We start from the raw sequence: 24,734 nt of genomic DNA on the forward strand, positions 1-24,734 counted from the left end.
CGTCAGGCGTCGCCCATCATGAGGCCCTCGATCGTGTGCTTCTGCGTGATCGGGGTGAGCTCATCCACCACCGGGCACACCAGATGGCGACGGACGCGCTCGGGCAGCGACTCGTAGAAACCGTGGGTGACCGCCATGTCGTGGTGCTCCGCGTTCCCCGCGCCGGGCGCATCCACACCGAGCACCAGGACCGGGCGTGAGAGGTCGGACGTGTTCTGCGTGCCGCGGTGCAGCGTGAGCGCCGAGCGCGCGGAGATGTCACCGCGCTGCGGGTACTTGCGCACGGCACGCTCCAGGAACCGGGGGTAGAGCTCCGGCTTCGGGAACATGTCGTGCTCGAAGCCGACCGGCAGGTCCCACTGGGTGCCGGGCGCGATCTCGAACGGGCCCATGTCCTCGGCGGTGTCGACCGCGGTGAGGTTGAAGGCGAGCGACGTCAGCCGTCCGGTCTGGATGGTCTCGTCGGGCATCGGGAAGTCGCGGTGCCACGGCTGGTCCTTCGCGCCGGGCCCGGGAACGTCGAAGCCGAGCTCGACGATCTGGTAGTCCGGCCCGAGCACCGCCTCGCAGACGCCCCGCACCCACGGGTGATCGACCAGCTCCAGCCATCCCCGCATCTGCTCGGGATGGATCTCGACGTAGTAGCGCTTGGTCCCGCGGCCGACCGCGCCGCCCGGCCGGCCGCGGGCCTCCTCGAAGGCCACCTCGATGTCCTCGCGGAGCCGGTCGGCCCACTCGGCGGAGAAGGCGCCCTTCTTGCCGACGATCCCGTCGGTGTAGATCGTCTCGACGGCGTTCCGGAGCTCCGGGTCGAGGCCGGAGGTGTCCGGGAGGGTGGGGGTGACGTGCGGAACCGCGTCGTCCATGGTCGTCGTTCCTCTCAGGTGGTGGTCTGCGCGAGCCGTCCGTCGCGCGCGTGCTGCTCGATGCGCAGCGTGCCGAGGTGGAGCTGCCGGGCCGTCGACTCCGCGTTCCACGAGTGGAACGCGATCACGTCACCGCCGTCGGACGCGGTCGTGAGCGAGTTGTGTCCGGGTCCGCGGAGGCCGCCGCCGCTCTTCAGCAGCGGGGGCTGATCGACGTGGGTCCAGGGGCCGAGGGGATGCGCGGCGACCGCGACCCCGACGGCATAGCCGGGGCCCGTCCACGCGCCGCCGGAGTACGTCAGCCAGTACCGGTCGTCCCGGTGCAGCACCGCAGGACCCTCGAGGGTGTGCCAGTCGAAGCGGCGTCCGTGGATGAGCCGGTCGCGCTCGTAGAGCTGCCAGTCGGCGTCCGGGGCGAGCACCGCCGTGGGCGCAGCCGCAAGCGACGTCATGCCCGCGTCGAGCGGTGCGACGGCCAGGTGGGTTCCCGGGCGCTCGTGGTCGAGCACGTCCCGGGCGAAGAACAGGTACCAGCGGCCGTCGTGGTCGCGGAACGGATGCGCGTCGATCGCGAAGAGCTCGCCGGGCGTCAGGTCGACGCCGAGGTCGTGGAACGGCCCGGTCGCGGACTCCGCACGCGCGACGCGGAGGTGGTGACCCTCGATGCCGCGCCCGACGGAGTAGTACATCCAGAACGCGCCGTCGGCCTCCGCCACTTCGGGCGCCCAGTAGTCGTCGCCGAAGCGGCCGGGGAGCCGCTCGAGCACCGGTCCGGCGCTCTCCCAGTGCTCCAGGTCGGGCGAGACGAGCGCCTCGAAGACCCGGTCGCCGTCGCTCTCCGGGTGCGTGCCGTAGGCGACGTAGCCGCCGTCCGAGAGCCGGAGGACGAACGGGTCGGCGAAGTAGCCGTCCCACACCGGACCCCAGTGCCGCATCACGCGAAGCGACGACCCGCTCACGATGCGAGCTCCGGAAGGCCGTTCTTCCACGTCACCGGGACGGCGTGCATCCCCCGGTAGGCGAACGCCTCGTCCCACGAGTGGAACAGCATCCAGTCCTTGCCCTGGAAGGTCACGAGATCCTCGCCGCCCGGTCCGAGATAACGTCCCTTGGTCCCCGGGGTCGACAGGAGCGGCTGCTTCGACTTCGTGTACGGCCCGAGCAGGCTCTTCGCGGTGGCCGCTCCGGTCACGTACGAGGAGTTGGCGTAGTCGTTGGCGGAGTAGAGCAGCACGTACTCGTCGCCGTGCCGGACGATGACCGGGGCCTCGACGAGCTTGCCCTCCCACGACTCCGTCTGCTTGATCAGCCGGGTGGGCTCGCCGGCGAGGGACGCGCCGTCGGCGGACAGCGGCTGCGCGGAGATCCACGTGTCGTAGCCGCAGCAGTTGCCGTCGTTCTTCCAGACGAGGTACCGCTGGCCGTCCGCATCCGCCGTCACGCTCGCATCGATCGCTCCGCCCTCGTCGACCGGGCACACGAGCGGCTTGTCGGCTGTCGACGTGAACGGGCCCTCCGGCTTGTCGGAGAACGCGACGCCGATGCACTGGAACTTGCTGGCCGCATCCGACGCCGTGAAGTACAGGGCGAAGCGGCCGTCCGCGAGCTCGGCCGGTCCGGGCGCCCACGTCTTGCCGGGCAGGGCCCATGACGGCAGCTGGGGCAGCGCATCCTGGTCGGAGACCGTCCAGTGCTTCATGTCGGTGCTGGACGCCACCTGCACATTCACGGCGGGGGTGTTCGTCGCATAGGCGTAGACCCGGTCGCCGACCACCAGCGCCCCGGGATCGGGGAAGTCACTGTCGATCTGGAACGGGGCGATCGACGACGACGGCTCTCCGCTCGGCGCCGAGCCGGACGAGCAGCCCGCGAGCGCGGCGGCGAGGGCGAGCAGGCCCGCCGCCGCCGTCGCCGCTCCGAGCATGCGCCGGCGAGCCGTCATCCCTTGACCCCGCTGGTGGCGACGCTCTCCACGATCTGCTTCTGCGCGAAGAAGAAGAGGATGAGCACCGGCACCGAGGCGATCACCGCGCCGGCCATCACGATGGCGTAGTGGGTGGAGTACGCCCCCTGGAGCTGCGACAGACCCGGCTGCAGCGTGAGGTTCTCCGGGCTGAGGAGCACGTAGACCGGCCACAGGAAGTCGTTCCAGTTCGCCAGGAAGCTGAGCACGGCGAGCGTGGCGAGCGCCGGGCGGGCCAGCGGGAGGACGATCTGCAGGAAGATGCGGAAGTCGCCCGCACCGTCGATGCGCGCCGCCTCCTCGATCTCCGCCGGGAGCCCGACGAAGAACTGGCGGAGGAAGAACACACCGAACGCGCTGGCGGCCCCGGGGATGGTGATGGCCCAGATGGTGTCGAGCCAGCCGAGGTTCTGCACGATCAGGTAGTTCGGGATCAGGAAGATCACCGGCGGCACGAGCAGGGTCGAGATGATCAGCCCGAACACGATCTTCTTGCCCCAGAACTCCAGGCGGGCGAGGGCGTACGCCGCCATCGACGCTGTGACGAGGATGATGACCGTCTGCAGCGCCGCAGCGGCGAGGCTGTTCAGGAACCAGCGGAACACCGGCTGCTGCCCGCTCGCCAGCGTCGCGTATGCGTCCGTCGAGAAGGGGTTCGGGATGGCCGAGTACGGGTTGCGGATGGCGTCGCCGTCGGTCTTGAACGAGGTGATCAGGATCCACACCAGCGGCAGGATGACGATGAGCGCCAGCACGATCAGGGCGGCGTACAGAACGCTCTTGCGAAGGTTCGCCTGCGGTGTCGCCTTACGATGCGCGCGGATGGTCCGCGCGGCAGGCTCGGTCTTCTCGGGAACGGTCGTCGTCGTCATGAGGCGCTCTTCTCTACCCGCTCCCGCTGGAGACGGAAGTTGATGATGCTGATGATCGCGAGGAAGGCGAAGAGCACGTAGCTCATCGCGGAGGCTGCGGCCATGTTGTTCTGGGAGAGGCCCTGGTCGGCGATGTACATGATCGCCGAACGGGTCGTATTCCCCGGAGCGCCCTTGGTGATCAGGAACGACTGGCCGAACATGTTGGCGCTCGCGAGGATCGTGATGGTCACGACGAAGGTCATGACCGGCCGGAGGCCCGGGAGCGTCACGCTGATGAACCGCCGCCAGGCGCCGGCGCCGTCGAGCGCGGCCGCCTCGTAGAGATCGGCGCTGATTCCCTTGAGACCGGCCAGGATGATCACGGTGTTGAAGCCCATCGTCCACCACACGGTCACGCCGACGAGCGTGAACCAGGCCCATGGCACGTCGACCGTCCAGGGCAGGTTGTCGGGGAGCCCGATCATGCCGAGAAGGTGGTTGACGATTCCGGACTGCGTGTCGAGGAGGTACTTCCAAATCACGCCGATGACGGCGACGCCGAGGACGTAGGGCGCGAAGAAGACGCCGCGGAAGAAGGATCCGGCCCGGATCTTCTGATTCAGCAGCACGGCGATCAGCAGCGGGACGATCAGCAGCAGCGGGACGCTGCCGAGCGTGAAGATCCCCGTCGCGACCATCGACTGCCAGAAGTCGCCCGAGGTGGCCGAGCCCGGGGTGAAGAGGTCGATGTAGTTCTTGAGACCGACGAACGACTGGTCGGTGCGGAACGGGCTCCAGTTCGTCAGGCTGACCCAGAGGCCGAAGACGGCGGGCACCAGCACGAAGACGATGAACAGGATGAGGAACGGCGCCAGGAACAGATAGGCGACCGCCGTACGGCGCGGGGCGCCGGGCCGTTTCGCGGAGGAGCGGCCGGAACGGAGCGGGCGTGGCGCCCCGGTCTCCCGGGGCGCCACGATCGGAGCGGTGTCAGTCACCGTACTTCTCTTTGTTCTGCTTCAGCAGGGCGTTGGCCTTCTCGACTGCGTCGTCCAGCGCCTGCTTGGGGTCCTTCTTGCCGGTGATGGCCTCGTTCACGCCGAGACGGACGGTGTCCATCACCTGCGAGATGCCGGGGGCCGAGGTCTCGTAGTGCGCGTACTTCAGTTCGTCGAGGAACGGCTTCAGGTTCGGGTAGGTCTCCACCAGCTTCGGGTCGTTGCGAACCGAGTTCTTGGCGGGCAGCTCACCCGTCTGCGGCCAGTCGGCCGAGTGGTCGTTCATCCACTTGACGAACGTCGCGGCGGCTGCGGTCTTGTTCTTGTCCTGACCCTTGTTGTTCATGAACATCCAGTGGGTCGAAGACGACCAGACGGCCTTCTCGTCACCGATCTGCGGAACGGCGACCGCCTGCCAGTTGAGCTTTCCGAAGCCCGTGTTGGTCGTCTGCCAGACGCCGTTCCAGTTGAACGCGTTCTTTCCGGCGATCAGGGCGTTGATGTTGCCGTCCTGCGGGACGTCGGCCGGGCTGTACCCGTTCTTGATGAGGTCCGTCATCCAGGTGAGCGCCTTTACGCCCGCCTCGGAGTTGAACGCGGCCTTGGTGACGTCCTTGTCGAACAGGTCCCCGCCGAACTGCCACAGCAGCGACTGGAACTCGAACTGTCCGGTGAAGACGTAGCCGTCGACCCACTCGCCCTGGACACCGGCGGCCTTGAGCTTCTCGAGAGCGGCGGTATAGGAGGCCTTGTCGGTCGGCAGCGTGTTCGCGTCGACGCCGGCGGACTGCAGGACGTCCTTGTTGACGTACAGACCGAGCGGAGTGACGCTCCACGGCACCGCGTACTGAGCGTTGTTGTACTGGCCGGCGTCGAGCAGCCCCTCCGGGAAGTCGCTGGCCTTGTAGCCGAGGGACTTCACGATGCTGTCGGCCTTGAGCACGAGGCCCTGGGCCGCGTAGGTCGCGATGTCGTCGCCGTGGCCGACCGCGACGTCCGGGCCCTTGCCGGCCTTGACCGCGAGCGGCATCTTGCGGGCGATGTCCGCCCACTCCATCGGGACGTCCTTCACCACGATGTTCTTGTGCTCGGAGTTGAACTTGTCGACGAGCTTCGGAACGAGCACGGGGGCTGCGCCACCGGTCCATCCGTTCCAGAAGCTGATGGTGACCTTCGGTCCGGTGTAGTCGCCGGAGGAGACTTCGGCTCCTCCTGACCCGGAGCTGCTTCCGCAGGCCGTCAGCGCGAGCCCGAGGCCCGCGGTGACCGCGACGGCGATCGCGCGTGCGGCGAATCGCTTCTTCATGTGATCTCTCCCTTGAGTGAGCCGCTCACGCGGGGGCCCCGCCGGGGCGGGAACGTGATCGGTTGGTGCTGGAGCCGAGACACCCGGCATGTTCCGTGAATTTACAGCGCTGGACATCCGGTGTCAACCAGGCGTGACCGGTATGCGCGCCGCGCTGTAGAGTGACCCCGCGGGAAACCGCATCATGACGCGAGAGGATGCGCGATGGCGGTCAGGCTTCAGGACGTGGCGGAGCACGCCGGCGTCTCCATGAAGACCGTGTCGAACGTCGTCCGCAATTATGCGCACGTCAGTCCGCAGATGCGGGAGCGCGTGCAGCGTGCGATCGACGAGCTCGGGTACCGGCCCAACATCATGGGCCGGCGGCTGGCGACCGGTCGCACCGGACTGCTGGCGCTCGCCTTCGCCGACGTGACACTGCCCTATTTCGCGGAGCTCGCCCGGGTCGTCGCCGACGAGGCGGAGCGGCGCGGCTACCGGGTGCTGTTGGAGCAGACGGAGGGCACGATCGAGGGCGAGCGCGCGGTCGTGACGGCGAGCGAATCGGGCCTCGTCGACGGCATGCTCTTCCAGCCGAGCGTCATGAACTCGGCCGAGCTGGCGCAGTCGCGCTCCGACATCCCCCTGGTCGTGCTCGGCGAGAACGCGGCGCCCCTCACCGTCGACCGCATCATGATCGACAACGTCGAGGCAGCCCGGACCGCCACCCAGCACCTGCTGGCGCAGGGCCGCCGCCGGATCGCCTTCGCCGGCCACGAGAGCCCCCGGCGCACCCGCACCTCCGAGCTGCGCATCGCGGGCTACCAGCAGGCGCTCGAGGATGCCGGGATCACGCCCGATCCGGCCCTCCTCATCTCCAGCCAGGCCGTGACCGCGGGCAACGCCGTGCGCGCCGTGGGCGCCGCGCTCGACGGCGGCCTCCGGTTCGACGGGCTGGTGTGCCGCGACGACCTGGCGGCGATCGGCGCGCTCCGCGCTCTGCAGGAACGGGGCCTCCGGGTGCCGGAGGACGTCGCGGTCACCGGCTGGGACAACACGCCGATGACCGCCGTCACGTATCCGTCCATCACCTCGGTCGCACCGGACATGCGCGGCCTCGCCTCGCGGGCCGTCGACATGCTCCTCGAGCGGATCTCCGGATACGACGGCATGGGCCGCCACGAGCTGGCGCCGTTCTCGCTGGTCTCCCGGGAGAGCGCGCCCGCGATCCCCTGACGGGCCGTTCCGGTACCTTTACCGGCTTTACAGCGCTGCACGAATCGTGCATGCTAAGTGGATGCTCACCGAGGAACGCCGCGTAGGGGCGGCCACCGCACAGGACGGACGCTACCCGCGCCCGCAGCTCGTCCGGGCCGACTGGCTCGACCTGTCCGGCGCCTGGACCTTCGCGTTCGACGACGACGACCGGGGCCGCCGCGAGCACTGGGAGTCGCGGGGCTCACTGCCCGGTGTCATCCAGGTGCCGTTCCCCTTCGAGTCGGAGGCGTCCGGCGTCGGCGACACCGGCTTCCACCGCGTCGTCTGGTACCAGCGGACCGTCCTGCGCGACGACCTGCCGGTGGGCGAGCGCATCCTCCTCCACCTCGGCGCGGTCGACCACGACTGCGAGGTCTGGGTGGACGGCCGCTCGGCCGGCCGCCACGAGGGCGGATCGACCCCGTTCACGCTCGACATCACCGACCTGGTCGGCGACGGCGACGTCTCCATCACGGTCCGGGCCCAGGACGACCCCGCCGACGTGGCGCAGCCGCGCGGCAAGCAGGACTGGCGGCACCATCCGCACTCCATCTGGTATCACCGCACGACCGGCATCTGGCAGCCGGTCTGGGTGGAGGCCGCTCCGGCCGTCCGGGTCGAGCAGCTCCACTGGGTCACCGACGTCCCGCGCGGCGAGGTGACCGCGCAGCTGCGGCTGAGCCGGCCCGCCCCCGCGGGGACGAGCATCCGCATCCAGGTCGCCGTCGGCTCCGACGAGCTGGCGACGCTGGAGACCTCCGTCTCCGGCCGCGAGATCGAGGTGCCGTTCCGCATCCAGCGGCAGACCAACGGTCAGGCGTACGAGGAGCTGCTCTGGTCCCCGTCGCGCCCGACGCTCCTCGACGCGACGGTCAGCCTCCGGGTGCCCGGAGCCGCCGAGGACGTGGTGCGCTCGTACTTCGGGCTGCGCTCGGTCGGCGTCGAGGGCGGCCGCTTCCTGCTCAACGACCGGCCGCTCTACCTGCGGTCGGTGCTGAACCAGGGGTACTGGCCGGCGTCGCACTCCGCCGCCCCGAACGCGGACGCCCTCCGCGCGGAGGCGCAGCTCATCCTCGACCTGGGTTTCAACGCCACGCGGCTTCACCAGAAGTACGAGGACCCGCGCTTCCTCTACTGGGCCGACCGGCTGGGACTGCTGGTCTGGTCCGAGGCCCCGGCGGCGTACGCGTTCACCCCGGAGGCGGTGCGCCGCAGCGTCGCCGAGTGGTCGGCGATCCTCGACCGCGACCGCTCGCATCCCTCGATCGTCACCTGGGTGCCGCTCAACGAGAGCTGGGGCGTGCAGCACATCGCCCACGACGATCGGATGGTGTCGTACGCGAAGACGCTCGTGCAGCTGACCAAGACGCTGGACCCGAGCCGCCCCGTGATCTCGAACGACGGCTGGGAGCACGCGGACTCGGACATCCTCTCGATCCACGACTACGACCACGACGCGGGCCGGGTCGCCGAGCGCTACGCGACCCGGGAGGGCATCCTCTCGGCCCCGTTCACGCTGCCCGGCCGGCGCCTGATCGTGGATGCGGCCCAGCGGGCGGACGCGCCGATCATGCTCACCGAGTTCGGCGGCATCTCGTACACCGAGAACGGCCCGGAGGACGCCTGGGGCTACTCGACCGCGACCAGCGCGGCCGATCTCGTGGAGCGGCTGCGGGCCCTGGTCGGAGCGGTGCGGTCCGCCGCCCCGCTGGCGGGCTACTGCTACACGCAGCTCGCCGACACCGGCCAGGAGACCAACGGGCTGGTCTTCGAGGACCGCCGCCCCAAGGCGCCGATCGAGGAGCTGCGGGCCATCTTCGGCGCCTGACGTTTTGGCGCGGGGCGTCCGCGATCCGCCGACTGTTGCGGCGACGCACGGAAGAGCAGAATGGCGCCGACGCCCTAGCCGTCTCTCCCCGAGGAGTGCTCATGTCCGCATCCGCCGCAGCGGTGAGCCCCGCCGCCACGAACCTCCGCCGCCGGTCCCGTGAGGCGCTCGTCGCCCTCGCCGTCCAGTACCTGCTGGGGATGGCGGCCAACCTCATCGGCAAGCCCGACAGCGCCCTGGTGGGCGTCATCGACACGATCATCGTGATCCTGCACGTGCTGGTCGCGGTCGGGCTGATCGTGGTCGCCATCCGGGCGCTCCTGGCCGCGCGGGCGGCCGGCGTCGGCCGGCGGCTCACCCTCTGGGCGCTGGTGGTGATCGTGCTCACGTTCCTCGCGGGCGTGCTCACAATCACGCTCGGCAGCGACTGGGCGTCGTACGCCATGGCGACGGGCTTCCTGATCGCGGCTGCGCTCTACGCCGGGACGTTCCTGGCGTCGTACCGCGCCGAGCCCGCCCCGGCCTCCGCACCGTAGACTCCCTCGCACCCTCTGCTCCCCGTGCCGAGATTTGTGCCAAATCGCGGTTTTCGCGGCGGCATAACCACGATTTGGCACAAATCGTCCCGCTGAGGGACGCGACGAGAGCCGCATCGCCGCCTGTCGGGGGAGCCGCACGCGGCGTACCGTGCGTTCCATGACCGACACCCCAACCGTGGATGCGGAGGTGCTGCCCGACGCCGAGGTCGCCGGGCTGAGCGCCAAGACCGTCGCCCACGTCATCCACTACCGCCGCAAGACCTACGTGACCAAGCCGGCCGAGGGTTACGCGCTGCTGAAGCGGGTGCGGACGCTGCTCCGCGACGGGACCACCGACCTCGTGCCGCTGGTGCACCGCGACGGCTTCGTCTGGCTGGCCGTCGGGCCCAGCATCCCGATCGCGATCGACGAGATCGAGACCGACGCCGGCCACAGCGAGAAGCACACGCTGAAGCGGCTCGGCCTCGACTGACCGACGGCCGGTCGCAGCCGTCGATCCGCACGGGAGGCGCGTCGGGGGTCGGGGTGGGCCTCCCGCACGGACCGGGTCTCAGGCGCCGACCGCGGCCTCCAGCTCGCGCTCCGGCTCTGCCGGGATCCGTGCGGGCGCCTTGGCGGGCGCTACGCGCTTCGGCGCCGGCTTGACGGGGGTCTCCGCGGCCGGGACCAGCGACGGCATCGCCGGCAGCGTCGGGATGGGCGCGGTCTCAGCGGGACCGGCCGTCGTGGCGAACTCCTTCAGCCAGGGCAGCAGCTCCGGCCCGAGGTCCTCGCGCGCGACCGCCAGCTGAACGATCGCCTTCAGGTAGTCCAGCCGGTCCCCCGTGTCGTAGCGGCGACCGCGGAAGATGACCCCGTGCACACCGCCGGTCCAGGCGGGCGCGGTAGCGAGGCCCTGCAACGCGTCGGTCAGCTGGATCTCGCCGCCCTTGCCCGGCTCGGTCTTCTCCAGGATGTCGAAGATCTCCGGGCGCAGAACGTAGCGGCCGATCACGGCGTAGTTCGACGGCGCGTTCTCGCGGCTCGGCTTCTCGACGAGACCCGTGATCCGCACCACGTCGTCGTCGTCCGTCTCGACCACCGCGGCGGCACCGTACAGGTGGATGGACTCCGGCGGCACCTCCATCAGGGCGACGACGGTCGTGTTGAGCGCGTGCTGCACCTCCAGCATCCGGCCGAGCAGCGGGTCCCGGGCGTCGATGATGTCGTCGCCGAGCAGCACCGCGAACGGCTCGTGCCCGATGTGCATCTTGGCGCGCAGAACGGCGTGGCCGAGGCCCTTCGGGTCGCCCTGCCGCACGTAGTGCATGTCGGCGAGCGACGTGGAGTAGCTGACCTTCAGCAGGCGGTCGTGGTCGCCCTTCTTCGCCAGGGCGTCCTCGAGCTCGGCGTTGCGGTCGAAGTGGTTCTCGAGCGCGTTCTTGTTGCGGCCGGTCACCAGCAGCACGTCGTGGAGGCCGGAGGTGACGGCCTCCTCGACGACGTACTGGATAGCCGGCTTGTCGACCACCGGGAGCATCTCCTTGGGCATCGCCTTGGTCGCCGGAAGGAAGCGGGTGCCGAGTCCCGCCGCCGGGATGACCGCCTTCGTCACGTAACTGGTCATGTCTTCTCTCCTTGTCTTCACCGCCGAGGTGCACGTTGTTGTGGTCGACACGCCGTGCGACTGCGCAACAACGTGCACCTCGACGAAAGGGGTAGCGGGGTCAGCGGACGGGGGCCAGGGCGGCGAGGTCGTCGGCCAGGGGCGCGACCTCGGGGACGGTGCCCATGGCGTAGAGCGACCATCCGGCACGGCTCCACGTCCCGGCGTCGAGGCAGTTGCGGCCGTCGATGACGGTGCGGTTGCGGACGATGGATGCGAGGGCGGCCGGGTCGGCGGACGTGAACTCGTCCCACTCGGTCAGCACGACCGTCAGGTCGGCGCCGGTCAGCGCCTCCTCCGTCGAGTCGGCGTAGCCGAGCGTCGGGAAGAGCCGCTGCGCGGTCTCCCGCGCCTGCGGGTCGTACACGACGACCTGCGCGCCGCGCAGGTGCAGGGCTGCCGCCACGTTGAGCGCGGGCGAGTCGCGCACGTCGTCCGTGTGCGGCTTGAACGCGGCGCCGAGCACGCCGATCCGGCGGTTGAGCACGGAGCCGCCGAGCGCCTTGAGGGCCAGGTCCATGACCCGCTGGCGGCGGCCCATGTTGATCTCGTCCACCTGCTGCAGCAGGCCGACCGCGGCGTGGGCGCCGAGCTCGTTCGAGCGGTGCATGAGGGCGCGGATGTCCTTCGGGAGGCAGCCGCCGCCGAAGCCGAGGCCGGCGTTGAGGAACTGCCGCCCGATCCGCTTGTCGTGGCCCAGCGCGTCCGCCAGCAGCGACACATCCGCCCCCGCCGCGTCGCAGACCTCCGCGATCGCGTTGATGAAGGAGATCTTGGTGGCGAGGAACGCGTTGGCGCTGACCTTCACCAGCTCGGCGGTCGGCAGGTCGGCGACCAGCACCGGCGAGCCCTCGGCGATCGGCTTCTGGTAGATGCGGCGGAGGGTGGCCTCCGAGCGGGCCGAGGTGCCGCCGAAGACGAGGCGGTCGGGCGACAGGGTGTCCTCCACCGCCTTGCCCTCGCGGAGGAACTCGGGGTTCCACACCAGCTCGACGTCGATGCCCGCGGGCACCGCATCCGCCACGATCGCGCGGAGCCGCGCTCCGGTCCCGACCGGCACCGTCGACTTCCCGACGATCAGGCCGTCGTGGGTGAGGTTCTCGGCGATCCCGCGCGCAGCAGCCTCCACGTACGAGAGGTTGGCGGCGAAGGAACCCGACTGCTGGGGCGTGCCGACGCAGATGAAGTGCACATCCGACACGGCCACCGCCTCGGCGAGGTCCGTGGTGAAGGTGAGGCGGCCGGCGGCCACGTTCCGGCGGATGAGCTCGGGCAGCCCCGGCTCGAAGAAGGGGGCGCGCCCCTCCTTCAGCTCCTTCACCTTGCGCGGGTCGGTGTCGACGCCGACGACGTCGAACCCGAGTTCGGCCATCGCGGCGGCGTGGGTGGCGCCCAGGTAGCCGGTGCCGATCACGCTGATGCGCGGGGCGGGCTGGTCTGCGGTCTTCTTCGGAGCGGTCATGGGATCGTCCTTTCTGGTGGTCTGCGGAAGGTCAGGGGGCCGGGGTGAGGACGAAGTCGTCCTCCGGACGCGTCAGCCCGGTGATGAAGGCCGAGAGCGAATCCGCCCGGGAGTCGATGCGCCAGTCGTTGGTGGCGCGCACGCCCTCGACGTAGCTGGTGACCGCGAGGTTGAACCAGGAGAAACCGATGATGTCGGAGTTCTCCGGCTTCCCCAGCGATTGGAAGAGCGACGTGATCCAGGTGGCCTTGTGACCATCCGTCTCGGAGGCGCCGATCTCAGCGAGCATGATGGGCTTGCTCGCGATCGAACGGAGCTTGTCGAGGCTCGCCTTGAACGTGTAGTCGAAGCTGAAGTCGTTGTCCGACTTGTACGGCGGACGCAGGTAGCCCGACAGGCCGACCCAGTCGACATACGCGTCACCCGGGTAGAGCGCCTCCAGGTAGCCCGGCGCCTTGTGCGAGGCAGGCAGGTTGTTGACGATGTTCGGCGCCCAGACCCACACGACCAGGCTGTTGGCGCCCTCCTGCTGGAAGATGTCGTGGACGTGCCGCCACATCTTCACGTAGTCGCCGACGTTGTTGCCGTTGATCGAATTGCCCTGGCCGTCGGTCTCCGACCAGGGGTACCAGATGCCGTTCATCTCGTGGTCGAGACGGATGCCGAGCGGCAGTCCGGTCGCCACGATGTCCTTGGCGTACTGGTGCAGGTAGGCGTCGAAATCGCCGCGGATGATTTTGGGCAGCGAGTAGGCGGGAGCGTTGACAGTGTCGTTGCGCGCGTCGATGGGACGCGACTCCCACGTCATGAGCGGCATCCGGCCCTGCTGCCAGGCGCGGGTGACCGCGTTGGCGCGGAAGTTCTCGTCCCAGCCGCTGAAGTAGCCGACCATGTTGGGCGCGACGCCGACCTTCGCGCTGGTCGCGTCGAACGTCGCCCAGTTGAACGGCGCCTGCTCGGTGTACATGCCGAAGTAGCGCTTGTCCGGGTTGACGAGTGCGGCGCGCGACGGGGCGGTGATCGGGGCCGCGGAGGAGCCGGAGCCCGACCCGCCGCCATTGCTGCCGGATCCCGTCGAGGTGTGCGAGCCCGCGGCGGACGCCGATCCGGAGGCGCTCTTCGCCTGCGCGGCGGAGAGCTGCGCCTGCACGCTGGCGAGCTGCCCCTCGGCCGCGGACGCCTTCTGCTGGGCGGTGGCGAGCTGCTTCGCCGCCGCGGCCTGAGCCGCGAGGGAGGCCTTCTGCAGAGCGGTGAGCTTGCCCTTCTGGGACGCGATGGTCTCTGTGGCGCGGTCGAGGTTGCGCTTCAGCTCGGCGTTCTGGGCCGCGATCGGGTTGATCACGGCGGTGGCCTGGTCGACGGCCTTGCGGAGCGGGGCTCCGGTCGGCGACACCCAGACGTAGGCCGAGATTCCGACCAGCACGGCGGTGAGCACGATGGCCGCGGCCGCCGTGGCCTGCGAGCGGGACTTGGACTGGGACCACCAGGCGGCGGTCCGCGAGGGAGCGGTCTGGTCAGACAAGGAAGAGAGCCTCCAGGGTCAGGATCGCGATGCCGATCAGGTAGGGGATGGCGGCGTAAGGGTTGAGCTTGCGACGACGGCTCTTTGCGGGCTTGGGGGCGGGAGCGGCGGCTGCCGCCTTGGCCTCGGCCCGGGTGGCCAGCTGCGTGCGAGTCGCCAGCGCGGTCGCGGTGGTCATGCCGCCGACGGAGTCCGGGAGCGCGGGGGCCACGTGGCCCGACGGAGCGGCCGGGGTGGTGTGCTGCGCGATCTCCTCCTCGGAGCTGATCTCGCCGGGGCCGCCGGCGTAGGCGCCGGCGCGGGTGCCCCATCCACTGGCGTGCGCCATCCGGAAGAACCCGATCAGGCGGATCGGCATCAGGAAGAAGGTCGACACGATGATGAACACCGGCAGACGGAAGAAGTCGCTCGGCTTCTCGGAGAGGTGGCGGATCTGACGGATCGACATGCTGATCACCGACGACGCGACCATCAGCGCCACGACGGTGAGGATGCCGCCCTCGATCCCGTAGGACTTCAGGAAGCCCTCGTAGAAGTTGTAGCCGCCGCCGGTGATCGAGCGGTAGATCCAGCCGCCGATGACGCCGGCGAGCATGAACGGCAGGATGATGTCCATCACGAAGAAGAACGCCAGCACCGGCGCGTGGCCGAGCATCCACGGAAGCATGCGCAGCGTGTTGTACTGGCTGCCGCGCGCCCAGCGGAGCTGCTGCTTGAAGAGCTTCTTCACCTTGAGCGGGGCGTCCGTGTAGACAAGGCTGGTGTGCTGGTAGACGGTGCGGTAGCCCTCCTTCAGCGTGAGGTTCGTCAGCGTGCGGTCGTCTGAGACCTCGAGGAACACGCCGAGGAACTTCTCGGTCATGAACTTGTCCATGACCCGCATCAGGATCGAGCGGCGGAACGCGATGGTCCGGCCGGGAAGGCAGCCGATCTGGCCGACGACGCTCTGCGCGGGCATCGAGTAGAGCGCGCGGGAGTTCTCCAGCCAGTCCGCCCAGCGGGTGATCCAGCTGCGGGCCGGCTCCAGGATGCGCTGCTTGGTCGTGACGCCGCCGACGCGCTGGTCGGCGAACGGCTTGACCAGCTCGGCCAGGGTGCCCTCGGTCCAGATCGTGTCCGAGTCCACCAGCACCGTGATCTCGCCGGTCGACATCTTCGTCCCGATCATGACCGCGTTCCGCTTGCCCGGGATGGGCGTGTGGACCCACCGCACGAGCGGGGCGAACTCCTCGCACACCTCCGCCAGCTCGGGGTTGGGGGCGCCGTTGATGACGACGATGATCTCGCCCGGACGCTGCTCGACCATCCGGCCGAGCACGTCGCGGAACAGGTCGAGCGGCTCGTCGACCACGGGCACGACGACGCTGGTCGTGCCGTGGAACTCCCCGGTGTAGGCCCGGTAGCGGCGCGACATGAGCACCTTGACGATCCAGATGACCCAGATCAGGGCGGAGTAGACGGCGAAGAGATAGAACTCGGGATGGCCGCCGAGCATGTGGCGGAGTTGAAGAAGGAAGATGAACACGGACGGGACCTCTCACTGTGGTGGGGGTGGCATCCGCAGCACTGGGGATCTGGTCGGGGTTCGGGTGAGGTCAGTTCTACGTGAGGGTTCGAGTGACCCGCAAGAGGGGGTCGACGGGGCCGTTCCGGCGTGTCGCGGAGCGCCCTGGAGGCGCGGGTCCGTCGTCAGGCGGACAGCCGGCTGGGAGCGGTGAGAGAACGCTCAGGCCCGGCGGGGCGGATGAGAAAGGGCCGATCAACCGATCTTTGCGGCACTGCGGTGGGTGCCGGGGCGCGCATCCATGACACGCCCGGACTGCCCCGATTTTGTCCCCCGGTCGAGGGCCCGCCGCGGCCCTCCGTGAATGTTACGAACTTTTACACCCGGGACACATGCCGTTCACACGACGAAGGGGCGGCCGCCGGATCGGCGACCGCCCCTTCGAGCGATTTCGTGCGCTGCGTCAGTCGTTGACGACGACGATGTCCGCGAGCGGCAGGCGGGTGCGCGGTGCCTGCTCGCGCTGGCGGAGCGGCTCGGGCAGCGACTCCGCGTCCCCGACGGTGCCGAGGGCGGTGACCGAGACGGGCTCGAAGCTCTCGTCGATGTCGAACGCGCGGCGCAGGCCGTCGACGTCGAAGCCGCCCATCTGGTGCACGTGCAGGCCGTCGTGGTGGGCCTGGATGCTCAGGTGCGCGACAGCCTGACCGAGGTCGTAGGTGGCCCAGCGGCGCTCCTTGCCCTCGGCGTCCACCAGCTCGGCGACGGCGACGATGAGGACGCCGGCGCTGCCGGCCCACACCTGGTTGAAGCCCATCAGGTTCGCGACGATGGCGTCGAACGCCTCGGACCCCCGACGGGCGACGATGAAGCGCCACGGCTGCGTGTTGGCGGCGGACGGCGACCAGCGCGCGGCCTCGAGGGCGGCGGTGAGCTTGTCCTCGTCGACGGGGGCGACGGGGTCGAAGGCCCGCGGGCTCCAGCGCTCGGCGAGCACGGGCAGCAGCGGGACGGAGGTCTCGGCGGTGCGGACGGGGGCGGATGCGAGGGACATGGATGCTCCAGAGATGCTGATGTACAGGGGACGCGGCTCCATTGCCTGGCTATACCCATGTGAACACATCGATCCCGGACGGCATTCCCGAGTGCGCAGCTGAGCCCCCGGGCGTCGCCGACGCCCGGGGACACGGGGACTATGGACGCACGAGCGTCTTGATCGCGCGGCGCTCGTCCATGGCGGCGTAGGCCTCGGCGATCTCGTCGAGCGGCACCTCCAGGTCGAACACCTTGCCCGGCTCGATGGCGCCGGACCACACATCCTGCAGCAGATCCTCGACGTAGTTGCGCACCGGTGCGACACCGCCGTTCACGCCGATGTTGCTCTGGAAGAGCGGACGGACGGGCAGCTCGGGACCGCCGTTCGGCACGCCGACGTAGCCGACCATGCCGCCGGGGCGCGCCGAGCGGATCGCCTGGTCCATCGACTCCTTCGTGCCGACCGCCTCGAGCACGCAGTCCGCGCCGATCCCGTCGAACAGCTCCTTCACTGCGGCAACACCGGCGTCGCCGCGCTCGGCGACGATGTCCGTCGCGCCGAACTCGCGCGCGAGCGCCTGGCGGGACTCGTGCCGCGACATGGCGACGATGCGGGAGGCGCCGAGCCGCTTCGCGGCGAGCACCGCGCACAGACCCACGGCGCCGTCGCCGACCACGACGACCGTGCTGCCCTCTGTGACGCCGGCCGAGACGGCGGCGTGGTGGCCGGTGCCCATCACATCCGACAGCGTCAGCAGGCTCGGGATGAGCTCGGCGCGCGGGTACTCCGGCGTCGCGACGAGGGAGCCGTCAGCGTGAGGGACCCGGACGAACTCGCCCTGGCCGCCGTCGGCGAAGCCGCCGATGCGGTCCTTCGAACCCCACCAGCCGCCGTGCAGGCACGAGGTGCTCACGCCGTTGCGGCAGTTCACGCACGTCATGTCGCAGTCGTAGAACGGCGCGATGACGAAGTCGCCGGGCGTGATGGTCCGGACGTTCGCGCCGACCTCCTCGACCACGCCGACGAACTCGTGGCCGATGCGGTGGGGCTCGTGCGTCGGGGTGACGCCGCGGTAGGGCCACAGGTCGCTGCCGCAGACGCAGGCTGCGACCACGCGCACGACGGCGTCGAGGCCGTCGGATCCGGAACCGGTGAACAGGGTGGGAGTGGGGACGTCTTCGAGGCGCACATCGCGCTCTCCGTGGATGACAGCAGCACGCATGGTTCGAGCCTACGCGCACGGAGGCGCCGCCCGATCACCGGGCGGCGCCTCCTGGGGGACGCTCTTCGGGGGTGTCGCTACTCGCGCACCGCGCCGACGGTGAGGCGGTCGGCCTCGCGGTCCAGATCGACCCGGACCAGGTCGCCGTCGCGGATCTCGCCGGCGAGCAGCGCCGTGGCGAGACGGTCCTCGATCTCGCGCTGCATGAGCCGCCGGAGCGGGCGGGCGCCGTAGATCGGGTCGTAACCGCGCTCGGCCAGCCACGCACGCGCGTCCGGAGTGACCGCCAGCTCCAGCCGGCGCTCGGTGAGCCGCTGCATCAGGTGGTCGATGCCGAGCTCGACGATCTCGCCCAGCTCCTCCTGCGTGAGCGCGGAGAACACGACGATGTCGTCGAGACGGTTGACGAACTCCGGCTTGAAGGCCTGCCGCACCATCTGCAGCACCGCCTCCTCGCGCTCCGTCGCGTTCAGCGTCGGGTCGACCAGGTACTGGCTGCCGAGGTTCGACGTCAGGATCAGGATCGTGTTGCGGAAGTCGACCGTGCGGCCCTGCCCGTCGGTCAGGCGACCGTCGTCGAGCACCTGCAGCAGCACGTCGAACACCTCGGGGTGCGCCTTCTCGACCTCGTCGAGGAGGATCACCGAGTAGGGACGGCGCCGGACAGCCTCCGTCAGCTGACCGCCCTGCTCGTAACCGACATAGCCGGGAGGTGCGCCGACGAGACGCGACACGGAGAACTTCTCGCCGTACTCGCTCATGTCGATGCGGACCATGGCCTTCTCGTCGTCGAAGAGGAAGGCGGCGAGCGCCTTCGCCAGCTCCGTCTTGCCGACACCGGTCGGGCCGAGGAACAGGAACGAGCCGGTCGGGCGTCCCGGGTCCGAGATGCCCGCGCGGGTGCGGCGGACCGCATCCGCCACCGCCTGCACGGCCTTCTTCTGGCCGATGATGCGGCGGCCGAGCTCGTGCTCCAGGTGCAGCAGCTTCTCGGTCTCGCCCTGGGTGAGGCGGTCGACGGGGATGCCCGTCCAGGCCGCCACCACCGCGGCGATGTCGTCGGCGGTGACCTGCTCGTTCACCATGCGCGGGTGGTCGTGCTCGGCCTGCTCGGCCTCCGCGAGCTCGCGCTCGATGGACGGGATGGTCTCGTACTCGATGCGGGACGCCTCCTGGTACCGGCCGTCGCGGAGCGCGAGGTCGCGCTTCGTCTTGGCTTCCTCCAGCTGCGAGCGCAGCTCGCCGACCCGGTTGAGGGACGCCTTCTCGGCGCGCCACCGGGCCTGCAGCTCCTCGAGCTGGGCCTCCTGCTCGCGCAGCCGCTCGCGCAGCTGCTCCAGGCGCTCCTTGCTGGCCTCGTCCTTCTCCTTCTTGAGGGCGAACTCCTCCAGCTTCATCCGCTCGACCTGCCGCTGCAGCGTGTCGATCTCGACCGGCGCGGAGTCGATCTCCATCTTCAGCCGCGAGGCGGCCTCGTCGATCAGGTCGATCGCCTTGTCCGGCAGCTGCCGGGCGGTGATGTAGCGGTTGGACAGGGATGCGGCTGCGACGAGCGCGGAGTCCTCGATGGTGACGCCGTGGTGCGCCTCGTACCGGCCCTTGAGGCCGCGGAGGATCGCGACGGTGTCCTCGACCGACGGCTCGCCGACGTAGACCTGCTGGAAGCGGCGCTCGAGGGCCGCATCCTTCTCGATGAACTCGCGGTACTCGTTGAGCGTGGTCGCGCCGATGAGCCGCAGCTCACCGCGGGCCAGCATCGGCTTCAGCATGTTGGAGGCCGCGACGGACCCCTCCCCGCCGCCGGCGCCCATCAGGATGTGGAGCTCGTCCACGAACGTGATGATCTGGCCCTCGGCGTCGTTGATCTCCTTGAGGACGGCCTTCAGCCGCTCCTCGAACTGCCCGCGGTACATCGCGCCGGCGACCAGCGCCGACAGGTCGAGCGCGACCAGCTGCTTCCCCTTGAGGGAGTCGGCCACGTCCCCCGCGACGATGCGCTGGGCGAGGCCTTCGACGACCGCCGTCTTTCCGACGCCGGGCTCGCCGATGAGCACGGGGTTGTTCTTGGTGCGACGGGTCAGCACCTGGCTGACACGACGGATCTCGGCATCCCGCCCGATCACCGGGTCGAGCTTGCCGCTCTTGGCGATCTCCGTGAGGTTCACGCCGTACTGTTCGAGTGCGCTCTTCGCCTCCTCCTGCGTGGAGGGCGCACCCTGCATGTTCGCCATCTGGTTCCTTCCCATATCGTTCTGGGCAAACTTGAGTCTACTAGGCTCAACTTTCAATGGCGAGGGGTAATTCCCGTTCCCGCCGGTACCGGGCCACGATTTGTGCCAAATCTTGGTTATGGCGCGCGCATAACGACGATTTGGCACAAATCGCGCGAGCGAGCGAGACGCAGGGGGCGGGCGCTACTCTGTCGGAATGGTGGATCCCGCCGACCTCCGCGTGGTGCTGATGGACAGCGCGACCGCCGCCACGCTCGCCCAGGTGCTGCCCCTGCTGCTCCTGACCCTCATGGTGGAGCTGCGCCGGGTGGAGGTGCACCGCCGCGGGCACAACGTCCAGATCACCCGCTTGCTGCTCGGGCTGTTCTTCATCGCGTTCGGCGCGGTGGAGACGGTGTTCGTGCTGTCGATCGACGGCGCGTTCATCCCGTTCACCTGGAGCGACCTCATCGCCGCGCTGAGCATCTTCGCCCTGCTCGCGCTGCTGTTCGTCCTCTCGCTGCTCGACTCGCCGTCCCGCCGCAAGCGCGACGAGGCCTGAGGGCTGCGCGCCCGGCACCGGATGCGGTCAGCGGCGCACCCGGTAGCGCAGGTGGAGGACGCCGTCCCCCTGGAGGATCTCGACCGGGCCGTCGAGCAGCTGCTGCGCGTCGACCGCACCGAAGTACCTCTTGCCGGAGCCGAACACGACAGGCGCGACATCCATCCGCACCTCGTCGATGAGACCGGCCGCGAACGCCTGACCGCCGACGTCGCCGGCCGCGACCTCGACCACCCGGTCGCCGGCGATCTCCTGGGCCCTTCGGAGCGCGGGCTCGATGCCGTCCACGAACGAGAACGGCGCCTTCGCGTCCCAGCCCTCGGGCGCGGGCCGGTGCGTCACCACGACGACGTGGTCGACGCCCGCGGGAGGTGCGCCGTCCCAGCCGTCCGTCATGTCGAAGACGTGGCGGCCGACGACCGTGACACCGATCCGGTCCCAGTAGGCGCGCACGTAGTCGTGCGACACCTGCGACACCTTCAGCACGCCGCCGTCGTCGAGCGGCACGTCTCCGTTGAGCAGCCAGTCGAAGAGCGGTCCAGGCTGGTCGTCCTGGTCGGCGATGAAGCCGTCCACCGACACCGAGCTGTACATGACGACGTCTCCCACGCTGCCTCCTCCTTCGGATACCTCACGGTAGCGGGCGGGCGGGGATCGGTCCAGCACTGGTAGTGGCACTACCGGTAGTGCTACTATCAGCACGTGCTCATCTCCGAACTCGCCGAACGCTCCGGCACTCCCGCCGCCACGATCAAGTACTACGTCCGCGAGGGGCTCCTGCCCGCGGGTGACCGCCAGGGCGGGAACCGCACGGTCTACGGCGAGCAGCACGAACGCCGCCTGCGGCTGATCCGCGCGATGCTCGAGGTGGGCAAGCTGTCCATCGCCTCGGTCAAGTCGGTGCTGGCCGCACTGGACGAACCGGATGCGCCCATCGCCCACACGTTCGACGTGGCACAGCAGGCACTGTCGCGCTCGGCGGTCCCGGACGTCTCCGAACCGTCGGACGACGCCTACGCCCGCGTCGACGCCCTGACCGCCCGCGCGGGATGGACGGACTGCGACGACAACATCGGTCGCGGCATCGCCGCGCAGGTGATCGACGCGTTCGACAAGGCCGGCTTCCCCCTCCCCGACGACTACCTCGACCGCTACGCGGCGGCCGCGCGCATCCACGCCGAGGCCGATCTCGGAGCCGTCGGCACCCTCCCCGATCCGTCGCGGATGACCGAGCTCATGGTCGTCGGCACGGTGCTCGGCGACACCCTCTCGCTCGGCCTGCGCCGGATCGCGCAGGCCGTCGTCACCAACGAAAGAAGACAATCGTGAAGACCGTGTTCGCGTGGCACCGCCCACTGATGACGGTGGCCGCCCTGATGGTGCTGAGCACCGCCGTCAGCCTGATCGGCCTCATCGTCGACCCCCGACAGGTCACCGGGATGGACGCCTGGGCCAAGCCGCTCAAGTTCTCGCTGTCGATCCTGCTGTACGGCGTGACGTGGGCCTGGCTGATCGCCCACCTCCCGCGCTGGCGGCGGATCGCGCACGCCGCCGGCACCGTGATCGCCGTGGCGCTGATCGTGGAGCAGGTGCTCATCGTCGCGGCCGCAGCAGCGGGGACGACCAGCCACTTCAACGTCTCGACCCCGCTCGCGAGCGCGATCTGGGGCGTCATGGCCGTGTCCATCACCACGCTCTACGTCTGCACGTTCCTGACCACCATCGCGGTGTTCTTCCTGAGGCTCCCCACCCGGTCGACCACGCTCGCCGTGCGGGCGGGTGCGATCATCGCCCTCGCGGGGATGGGTCTCGCGTACCTGATGACCGGGCCGACGGCATCCCAGCTGGCGGACTTCCGCGGCATCGCAGGTGCTCACACCGTCGGGCTCGCGGACGGAGGGCCGGGACTGCCCGTGCTCGGCTGGAGCACCGTCGGCGGCGATCTGCGCATCCCGCACTTCGTCGGGATGCACGCGCTGCAGCTCCTGCCGCTCTTCGCGGTGCTGCTCGGCTGGCTCGGCCGGCGCTGGTCGCTGCTCGCCGACGACCGGGTGCGCACCCGTCTCGTCGTCGTCGCGACGGTCGTCTACGCCGCGACGGTCGCGCTGGTGACCGCTCAGGCGCTCGCGGGCCAGTCGATCGTGCGCCCGGACGGCCCGTACCTCGCGGCCGGCTGGGCGATCGCCGTCGCGGGCCTCATCGCGGCGGCGCTCGTCGTCGCGGTCCGCCCGCGCCCGCGCATCCACCTCACCCCCGCCTGATCTCGCCCCGCACCCCCCTCCGTCGAGTACACGAAAAGTGCACGCTCGACAGGGTCTGAGCGTGCACTTTTCGTGTACTCGACGGAGGGCGGAACCCCCGGAGGGCGGATCCCCCCGGGGGCGGAGGGTCAGCGGGCGGCGGGGTCGCGGTCGTCGATGTTGGCGGGGGCGGCGGCGTCGAGCTCCTCGGGGAGCTCGAGCGGACGGCGCTTGTAGTAGCCGCTGGCCTTGCGGTAGAAGAGCGCGATCGGGACGATTCCGACCACGATCAAGCCCAGACCCAGCACGTTCACGATCACGGCGTCGTCCTGGAAGTTCTGCACGATGCCGAGCACGAAGATGACGCCCATGAACACCGCGCCGACGGCCGGCCAGAGCCCGATCAGGATGAAGTTCTTGACCGACTTCAGCAGCACCCGGCGGTAGGCCACCACCACGGCGACGCCGGCGAGCGTGTAGTAGAACGCGATCTGGATGCCGATGGAGGCGATCGCGTTCGTCATGATCTCGCCGACGCCCTGACCGATCAGGTTCGCGCCGAGGAAGAGCAGCACCGAGACGCCGACCACGATCAGGGTCGCGAACGCGGGCGTGCGCCAGCGGCGGTGGATGCTGCCGAAGATCTTCGGGATGGTGTTGTCGCGTCCCATCGAGAACAGCGTCCGGGTGACCTGGATCAGCGTCGTCTCGAGTGTCGCGATCGTGGAGAGCGCGACGGCCACGACGAGGATCTTGCCGCCGATGCCGGGCCAGACCGCGTCACCGAGCACCGACAGCACGTTCGCGCTGTTGTCCTCGATGGTCTTGGCGGGGAGGATGACCATGGTCGCGATCGTGAAGATCTCGAACAGCAGGAAGACGATGATGACGCCGATGATGCCCGCGGAGCCGGCGTTCTTGTGCCCGTCCTTCGTCTCCTCGTTGAGGTTCGCGGCGACGTCCCAGCCCCAGAAGTAGAAGGCGGCGATGAGGGCGGCCGAGACGAAGACGCCCTGCCCGGTGAGGTGCTGGAAGCCGAGCCAGTCCCACGAGAACGAGGGGCCCGCGTGGGTGGATGTGGCCGCGCGGACGATCATGAGCACGGCGAAGACGATGAGGATGCCGACCTCGATCACCGACATGATCCACTGCGCCCGGGCGGTGACGTGCACGCCGAACAGCACGCAGGCCGCCATGACGAGGAACCACAGCGCGCCGACGCCGGTGATGAGCGCGACGTTGTTGGCCTGCTCGGGCGCGAAGAGCGTGACGGTCATGGCGCCGGCCGGAAGGGCTCCGGCGACCATGAAGATCGTCGCCGAGATGACGAGCGCCCATCCGGACAGGAAGCCGAGGATCGGGTGGAGTGCCCGGGCGACCCACGAGTAGGCGGCGCCGGCGTTGACGTCGAGCCGCCCGAGGTAGAGGAACGCCCACGCGATGCCGAGCATCGGGATGCCGCACCAGAGCAGGGCGGCGGGGGCGCCGAGCGCGGCGGCCCCGACGAGCGTCGCCGTGGTCGCCGCGATCGAATACGCGGGCGCACTGCCCGCCACGGCCATGACGACCGAGCCGGCGGCGGAGACGCCGTCGGCCTTGAGGGCGTGGTGGTTCTCTCCCGTGGTGTGCGCGGCGCCGTCGTGCGAGGCGTCCGGCCGGGAACTGGTCTGCGTCATTGCTCTCCCTGGCTGCGAGGGTCGAGGGTACGGCGTAGCTGGGGGCGCAACGCCGGTGTGCGATA

22 protein-coding genes are annotated in these 24,734 nt (G+C 69.7%); 7 read left to right on the top strand and 15 right to left on the bottom strand.

What is annotated here, in order from left to right; translation table 11 throughout:
- Positions 1-2: 2 nt before the first annotated feature.
- The 6 genes from J2W45_RS11200 to J2W45_RS11225 are packed head-to-tail and all read right to left on the bottom strand — an operon-like array spanning position 3 to position 5,987.
- Positions 3-866: a phytanoyl-CoA dioxygenase family protein gene (locus J2W45_RS11200; RefSeq protein WP_310131829.1), complete on the bottom strand. Its 864-nt coding sequence runs from the start codon at positions 864-866 to the stop codon at positions 3-5.
- Positions 867-880: 14 nt separating this feature from the next.
- Positions 881-1,801, bottom strand: coding sequence for a glycoside hydrolase family 43 protein (locus tag J2W45_RS11205; protein ID WP_310131830.1), 921 nt, complete (start codon positions 1,799-1,801; stop codon positions 881-883).
- Between the two features lie 20 nt (positions 1,802-1,821).
- Positions 1,822-2,808 carry a glycoside hydrolase family 43 protein gene (locus J2W45_RS11210; RefSeq protein WP_310131832.1) on the bottom strand — a complete coding sequence of 329 codons (987 nt, stop codon included), beginning with the start codon at positions 2,806-2,808 and terminating at the stop codon, positions 1,822-1,824.
- Complete coding sequence (locus tag J2W45_RS11215) at positions 2,805-3,701, bottom strand: carbohydrate ABC transporter permease (RefSeq protein ID WP_310131833.1); 897 nt, start codon at positions 3,699-3,701, stop codon at positions 2,805-2,807. The genes J2W45_RS11210 and J2W45_RS11215 overlap by 4 nt, the downstream gene beginning before the upstream one ends.
- Complete coding sequence (locus J2W45_RS11220) at positions 3,698-4,681, bottom strand: carbohydrate ABC transporter permease (RefSeq protein ID WP_310131836.1); 984 nt, start codon at positions 4,679-4,681, stop codon at positions 3,698-3,700. The genes J2W45_RS11215 and J2W45_RS11220 overlap by 4 nt, the downstream gene beginning before the upstream one ends.
- Positions 4,674-5,987, bottom strand: coding sequence for an ABC transporter substrate-binding protein (locus J2W45_RS11225; RefSeq protein ID WP_310131838.1), 1,314 nt, complete (start codon positions 5,985-5,987; stop codon positions 4,674-4,676). Before J2W45_RS11225 ends, J2W45_RS11220 begins: the two co-directional genes overlap by 8 nt.
- Before the next feature lie 204 nt (positions 5,988-6,191).
- On the opposite strand from J2W45_RS11225, the gene J2W45_RS11230 reads away from it, so the two are divergent.
- The 4 genes from J2W45_RS11230 (at position 6,192) to J2W45_RS11245 (ending at position 10,062) form a co-directional block, all read left to right on the top strand.
- Positions 6,192-7,202, top strand: a complete 1,011-nt coding sequence (locus J2W45_RS11230; protein ID WP_310131839.1) for a LacI family DNA-binding transcriptional regulator — start codon at positions 6,192-6,194, stop codon at positions 7,200-7,202.
- Positions 7,203-7,263: 61 nt separating this feature from the next.
- Positions 7,264-9,051 (top strand): glycoside hydrolase family 2 protein, encoded by a 1,788-nt coding sequence (locus tag J2W45_RS11235; protein WP_310131841.1) that lies wholly within the window; start codon positions 7,264-7,266, stop codon positions 9,049-9,051.
- A 101-nt stretch (positions 9,052-9,152) separates the two neighbouring features.
- Positions 9,153-9,587, top strand: coding sequence for a hypothetical protein (locus J2W45_RS11240; RefSeq protein ID WP_310131844.1), 435 nt, complete (start codon positions 9,153-9,155; stop codon positions 9,585-9,587).
- A gap of 160 nt (positions 9,588-9,747) precedes the next feature.
- Complete coding sequence (locus J2W45_RS11245; RefSeq protein WP_310131846.1) at positions 9,748-10,062, top strand: hypothetical protein; 315 nt, start codon at positions 9,748-9,750, stop codon at positions 10,060-10,062.
- 78 nt (positions 10,063-10,140) lie between these two features.
- On the opposite strand, the gene galU is transcribed toward J2W45_RS11245, so the two are convergent.
- From galU to J2W45_RS11280, 7 genes are all read right to left on the bottom strand, one after another.
- Positions 10,141-11,196 carry a UTP--glucose-1-phosphate uridylyltransferase GalU gene (galU, locus tag J2W45_RS11250; RefSeq protein WP_310131847.1) on the bottom strand — a complete coding sequence of 352 codons (1,056 nt, stop codon included), beginning with the start codon at positions 11,194-11,196 and terminating at the stop codon, positions 10,141-10,143.
- Positions 11,197-11,296: 100 nt separating this feature from the next.
- Positions 11,297-12,697 (bottom strand): UDP-glucose dehydrogenase family protein, encoded by a 1,401-nt coding sequence (locus J2W45_RS11255; RefSeq protein ID WP_310131850.1) that lies wholly within the window; start codon positions 12,695-12,697, stop codon positions 11,297-11,299.
- A gap of 31 nt (positions 12,698-12,728) precedes the next feature.
- Positions 12,729-14,219, bottom strand: coding sequence for a glycoside hydrolase family 26 protein (locus tag J2W45_RS11260; RefSeq protein ID WP_310131851.1), 1,491 nt, complete (start codon positions 14,217-14,219; stop codon positions 12,729-12,731).
- Positions 14,212-15,744: a glycosyltransferase family 2 protein gene (locus J2W45_RS11265; protein WP_310131853.1), complete on the bottom strand. Its 1,533-nt coding sequence runs from the start codon at positions 15,742-15,744 to the stop codon at positions 14,212-14,214. Before J2W45_RS11265 ends, J2W45_RS11260 begins: the two co-directional genes overlap by 8 nt.
- A gap of 442 nt (positions 15,745-16,186) precedes the next feature.
- A complete protein-coding gene (locus tag J2W45_RS11270) occupies positions 16,187-16,777 on the bottom strand; it encodes a nitroreductase family protein (RefSeq protein ID WP_310131854.1) in 591 nt (196 codons plus the stop codon).
- A 139-nt stretch (positions 16,778-16,916) separates the two neighbouring features.
- The gene (locus tag J2W45_RS11275; protein WP_310131856.1) at positions 16,917-17,981 is read right to left on the bottom strand and encodes a zinc-dependent alcohol dehydrogenase family protein; all 1,065 of its coding nucleotides are present in this window, start codon (positions 17,979-17,981) and stop codon (positions 16,917-16,919) included.
- A 77-nt stretch (positions 17,982-18,058) separates the two neighbouring features.
- Complete coding sequence (locus J2W45_RS11280; RefSeq protein ID WP_310131859.1) at positions 18,059-20,212, bottom strand: ATP-dependent Clp protease ATP-binding subunit; 2,154 nt, start codon at positions 20,210-20,212, stop codon at positions 18,059-18,061.
- A gap of 196 nt (positions 20,213-20,408) precedes the next feature.
- Here J2W45_RS11280 and J2W45_RS11285 point away from each other — a divergent pair, with 196 nt between their 5' ends.
- On the top strand, positions 20,409-20,753 hold the full coding sequence (locus J2W45_RS11285; protein ID WP_310131862.1) for a hypothetical protein: 345 nt from the start codon (positions 20,409-20,411) through the stop codon (positions 20,751-20,753).
- 27 nt (positions 20,754-20,780) lie between these two features.
- On the opposite strand, the gene J2W45_RS11290 is transcribed toward J2W45_RS11285, so the two are convergent.
- On the bottom strand, positions 20,781-21,362 hold the full coding sequence (locus J2W45_RS11290) for a dihydrofolate reductase family protein (RefSeq protein WP_310131864.1): 582 nt from the start codon (positions 21,360-21,362) through the stop codon (positions 20,781-20,783).
- A gap of 93 nt (positions 21,363-21,455) precedes the next feature.
- On the opposite strand from J2W45_RS11290, the gene J2W45_RS11295 reads away from it, so the two are divergent.
- Together J2W45_RS11295 and J2W45_RS11300 are read left to right on the top strand one after the other, a co-directional pair.
- Positions 21,456-22,082, top strand: a complete 627-nt coding sequence (locus J2W45_RS11295; protein WP_310131865.1) for a MerR family transcriptional regulator — start codon at positions 21,456-21,458, stop codon at positions 22,080-22,082.
- Positions 22,079-23,014, top strand: coding sequence for a hypothetical protein (locus J2W45_RS11300; RefSeq protein WP_310131867.1), 936 nt, complete (start codon positions 22,079-22,081; stop codon positions 23,012-23,014). The genes J2W45_RS11295 and J2W45_RS11300 overlap by 4 nt, the downstream gene beginning before the upstream one ends.
- A 128-nt stretch (positions 23,015-23,142) precedes the next feature.
- Here J2W45_RS11300 and J2W45_RS11305 read toward each other — a convergent pair whose 3' ends face one another.
- Positions 23,143-24,669: an APC family permease gene (locus J2W45_RS11305; RefSeq protein WP_310131868.1), complete on the bottom strand. Its 1,527-nt coding sequence runs from the start codon at positions 24,667-24,669 to the stop codon at positions 23,143-23,145.
- Between the last annotated feature and the right edge of the window lie 65 nt (positions 24,670-24,734).

The organism is Leifsonia shinshuensis (assembly GCF_031456835.1).
GTDB classification, from domain to species: domain Bacteria; phylum Actinomycetota; class Actinomycetes; order Actinomycetales; family Microbacteriaceae; genus Leifsonia; species Leifsonia shinshuensis_C.

Coding starts and splice junctions, on each gene's coding strand:
- J2W45_RS11215 (WP_310131833.1), bottom strand. CDS start 3,701: ATGACGACGACGACCGTTCCCGAGAAGACCGAGCCTGCCGCGCGGACC.
- J2W45_RS11205 (WP_310131830.1), bottom strand. CDS start 1,801: ATGCGGCACTGGGGTCCGGTGTGGGACGGCTACTTCGCCGACCCGTTC.
- J2W45_RS11275 (WP_310131856.1), bottom strand. CDS start 17,981: ATGCGTGCTGCTGTCATCCACGGAGAGCGCGATGTGCGCCTCGAAGAC.
- J2W45_RS11200 (WP_310131829.1), bottom strand. CDS start 866: ATGGACGACGCGGTTCCGCACGTCACCCCCACCCTCCCGGACACCTCC.
- J2W45_RS11285 (WP_310131862.1), top strand. CDS start 20,409: ATGGTGGATCCCGCCGACCTCCGCGTGGTGCTGATGGACAGCGCGACC.
- galU (WP_310131847.1), bottom strand. CDS start 11,196: ATGACCAGTTACGTGACGAAGGCGGTCATCCCGGCGGCGGGACTCGGC.
- J2W45_RS11255 (WP_310131850.1), bottom strand. CDS start 12,697: ATGACCGCTCCGAAGAAGACCGCAGACCAGCCCGCCCCGCGCATCAGC.
- J2W45_RS11225 (WP_310131838.1), bottom strand. CDS start 5,987: ATGAAGAAGCGATTCGCCGCACGCGCGATCGCCGTCGCGGTCACCGCG.
- J2W45_RS11240 (WP_310131844.1), top strand. CDS start 9,153: ATGTCCGCATCCGCCGCAGCGGTGAGCCCCGCCGCCACGAACCTCCGC.
- J2W45_RS11280 (WP_310131859.1), bottom strand. CDS start 20,212: ATGGCGAACATGCAGGGTGCGCCCTCCACGCAGGAGGAGGCGAAGAGC.
- J2W45_RS11245 (WP_310131846.1), top strand. CDS start 9,748: ATGACCGACACCCCAACCGTGGATGCGGAGGTGCTGCCCGACGCCGAG.
- J2W45_RS11230 (WP_310131839.1), top strand. CDS start 6,192: ATGGCGGTCAGGCTTCAGGACGTGGCGGAGCACGCCGGCGTCTCCATG.
- J2W45_RS11235 (WP_310131841.1), top strand. CDS start 7,264: ATGCTCACCGAGGAACGCCGCGTAGGGGCGGCCACCGCACAGGACGGA.
- J2W45_RS11270 (WP_310131854.1), bottom strand. CDS start 16,777: ATGTCCCTCGCATCCGCCCCCGTCCGCACCGCCGAGACCTCCGTCCCG.
- J2W45_RS11305 (WP_310131868.1), bottom strand. CDS start 24,669: ATGACGCAGACCAGTTCCCGGCCGGACGCCTCGCACGACGGCGCCGCG.
- J2W45_RS11210 (WP_310131832.1), bottom strand. CDS start 2,808: ATGACGGCTCGCCGGCGCATGCTCGGAGCGGCGACGGCGGCGGCGGGC.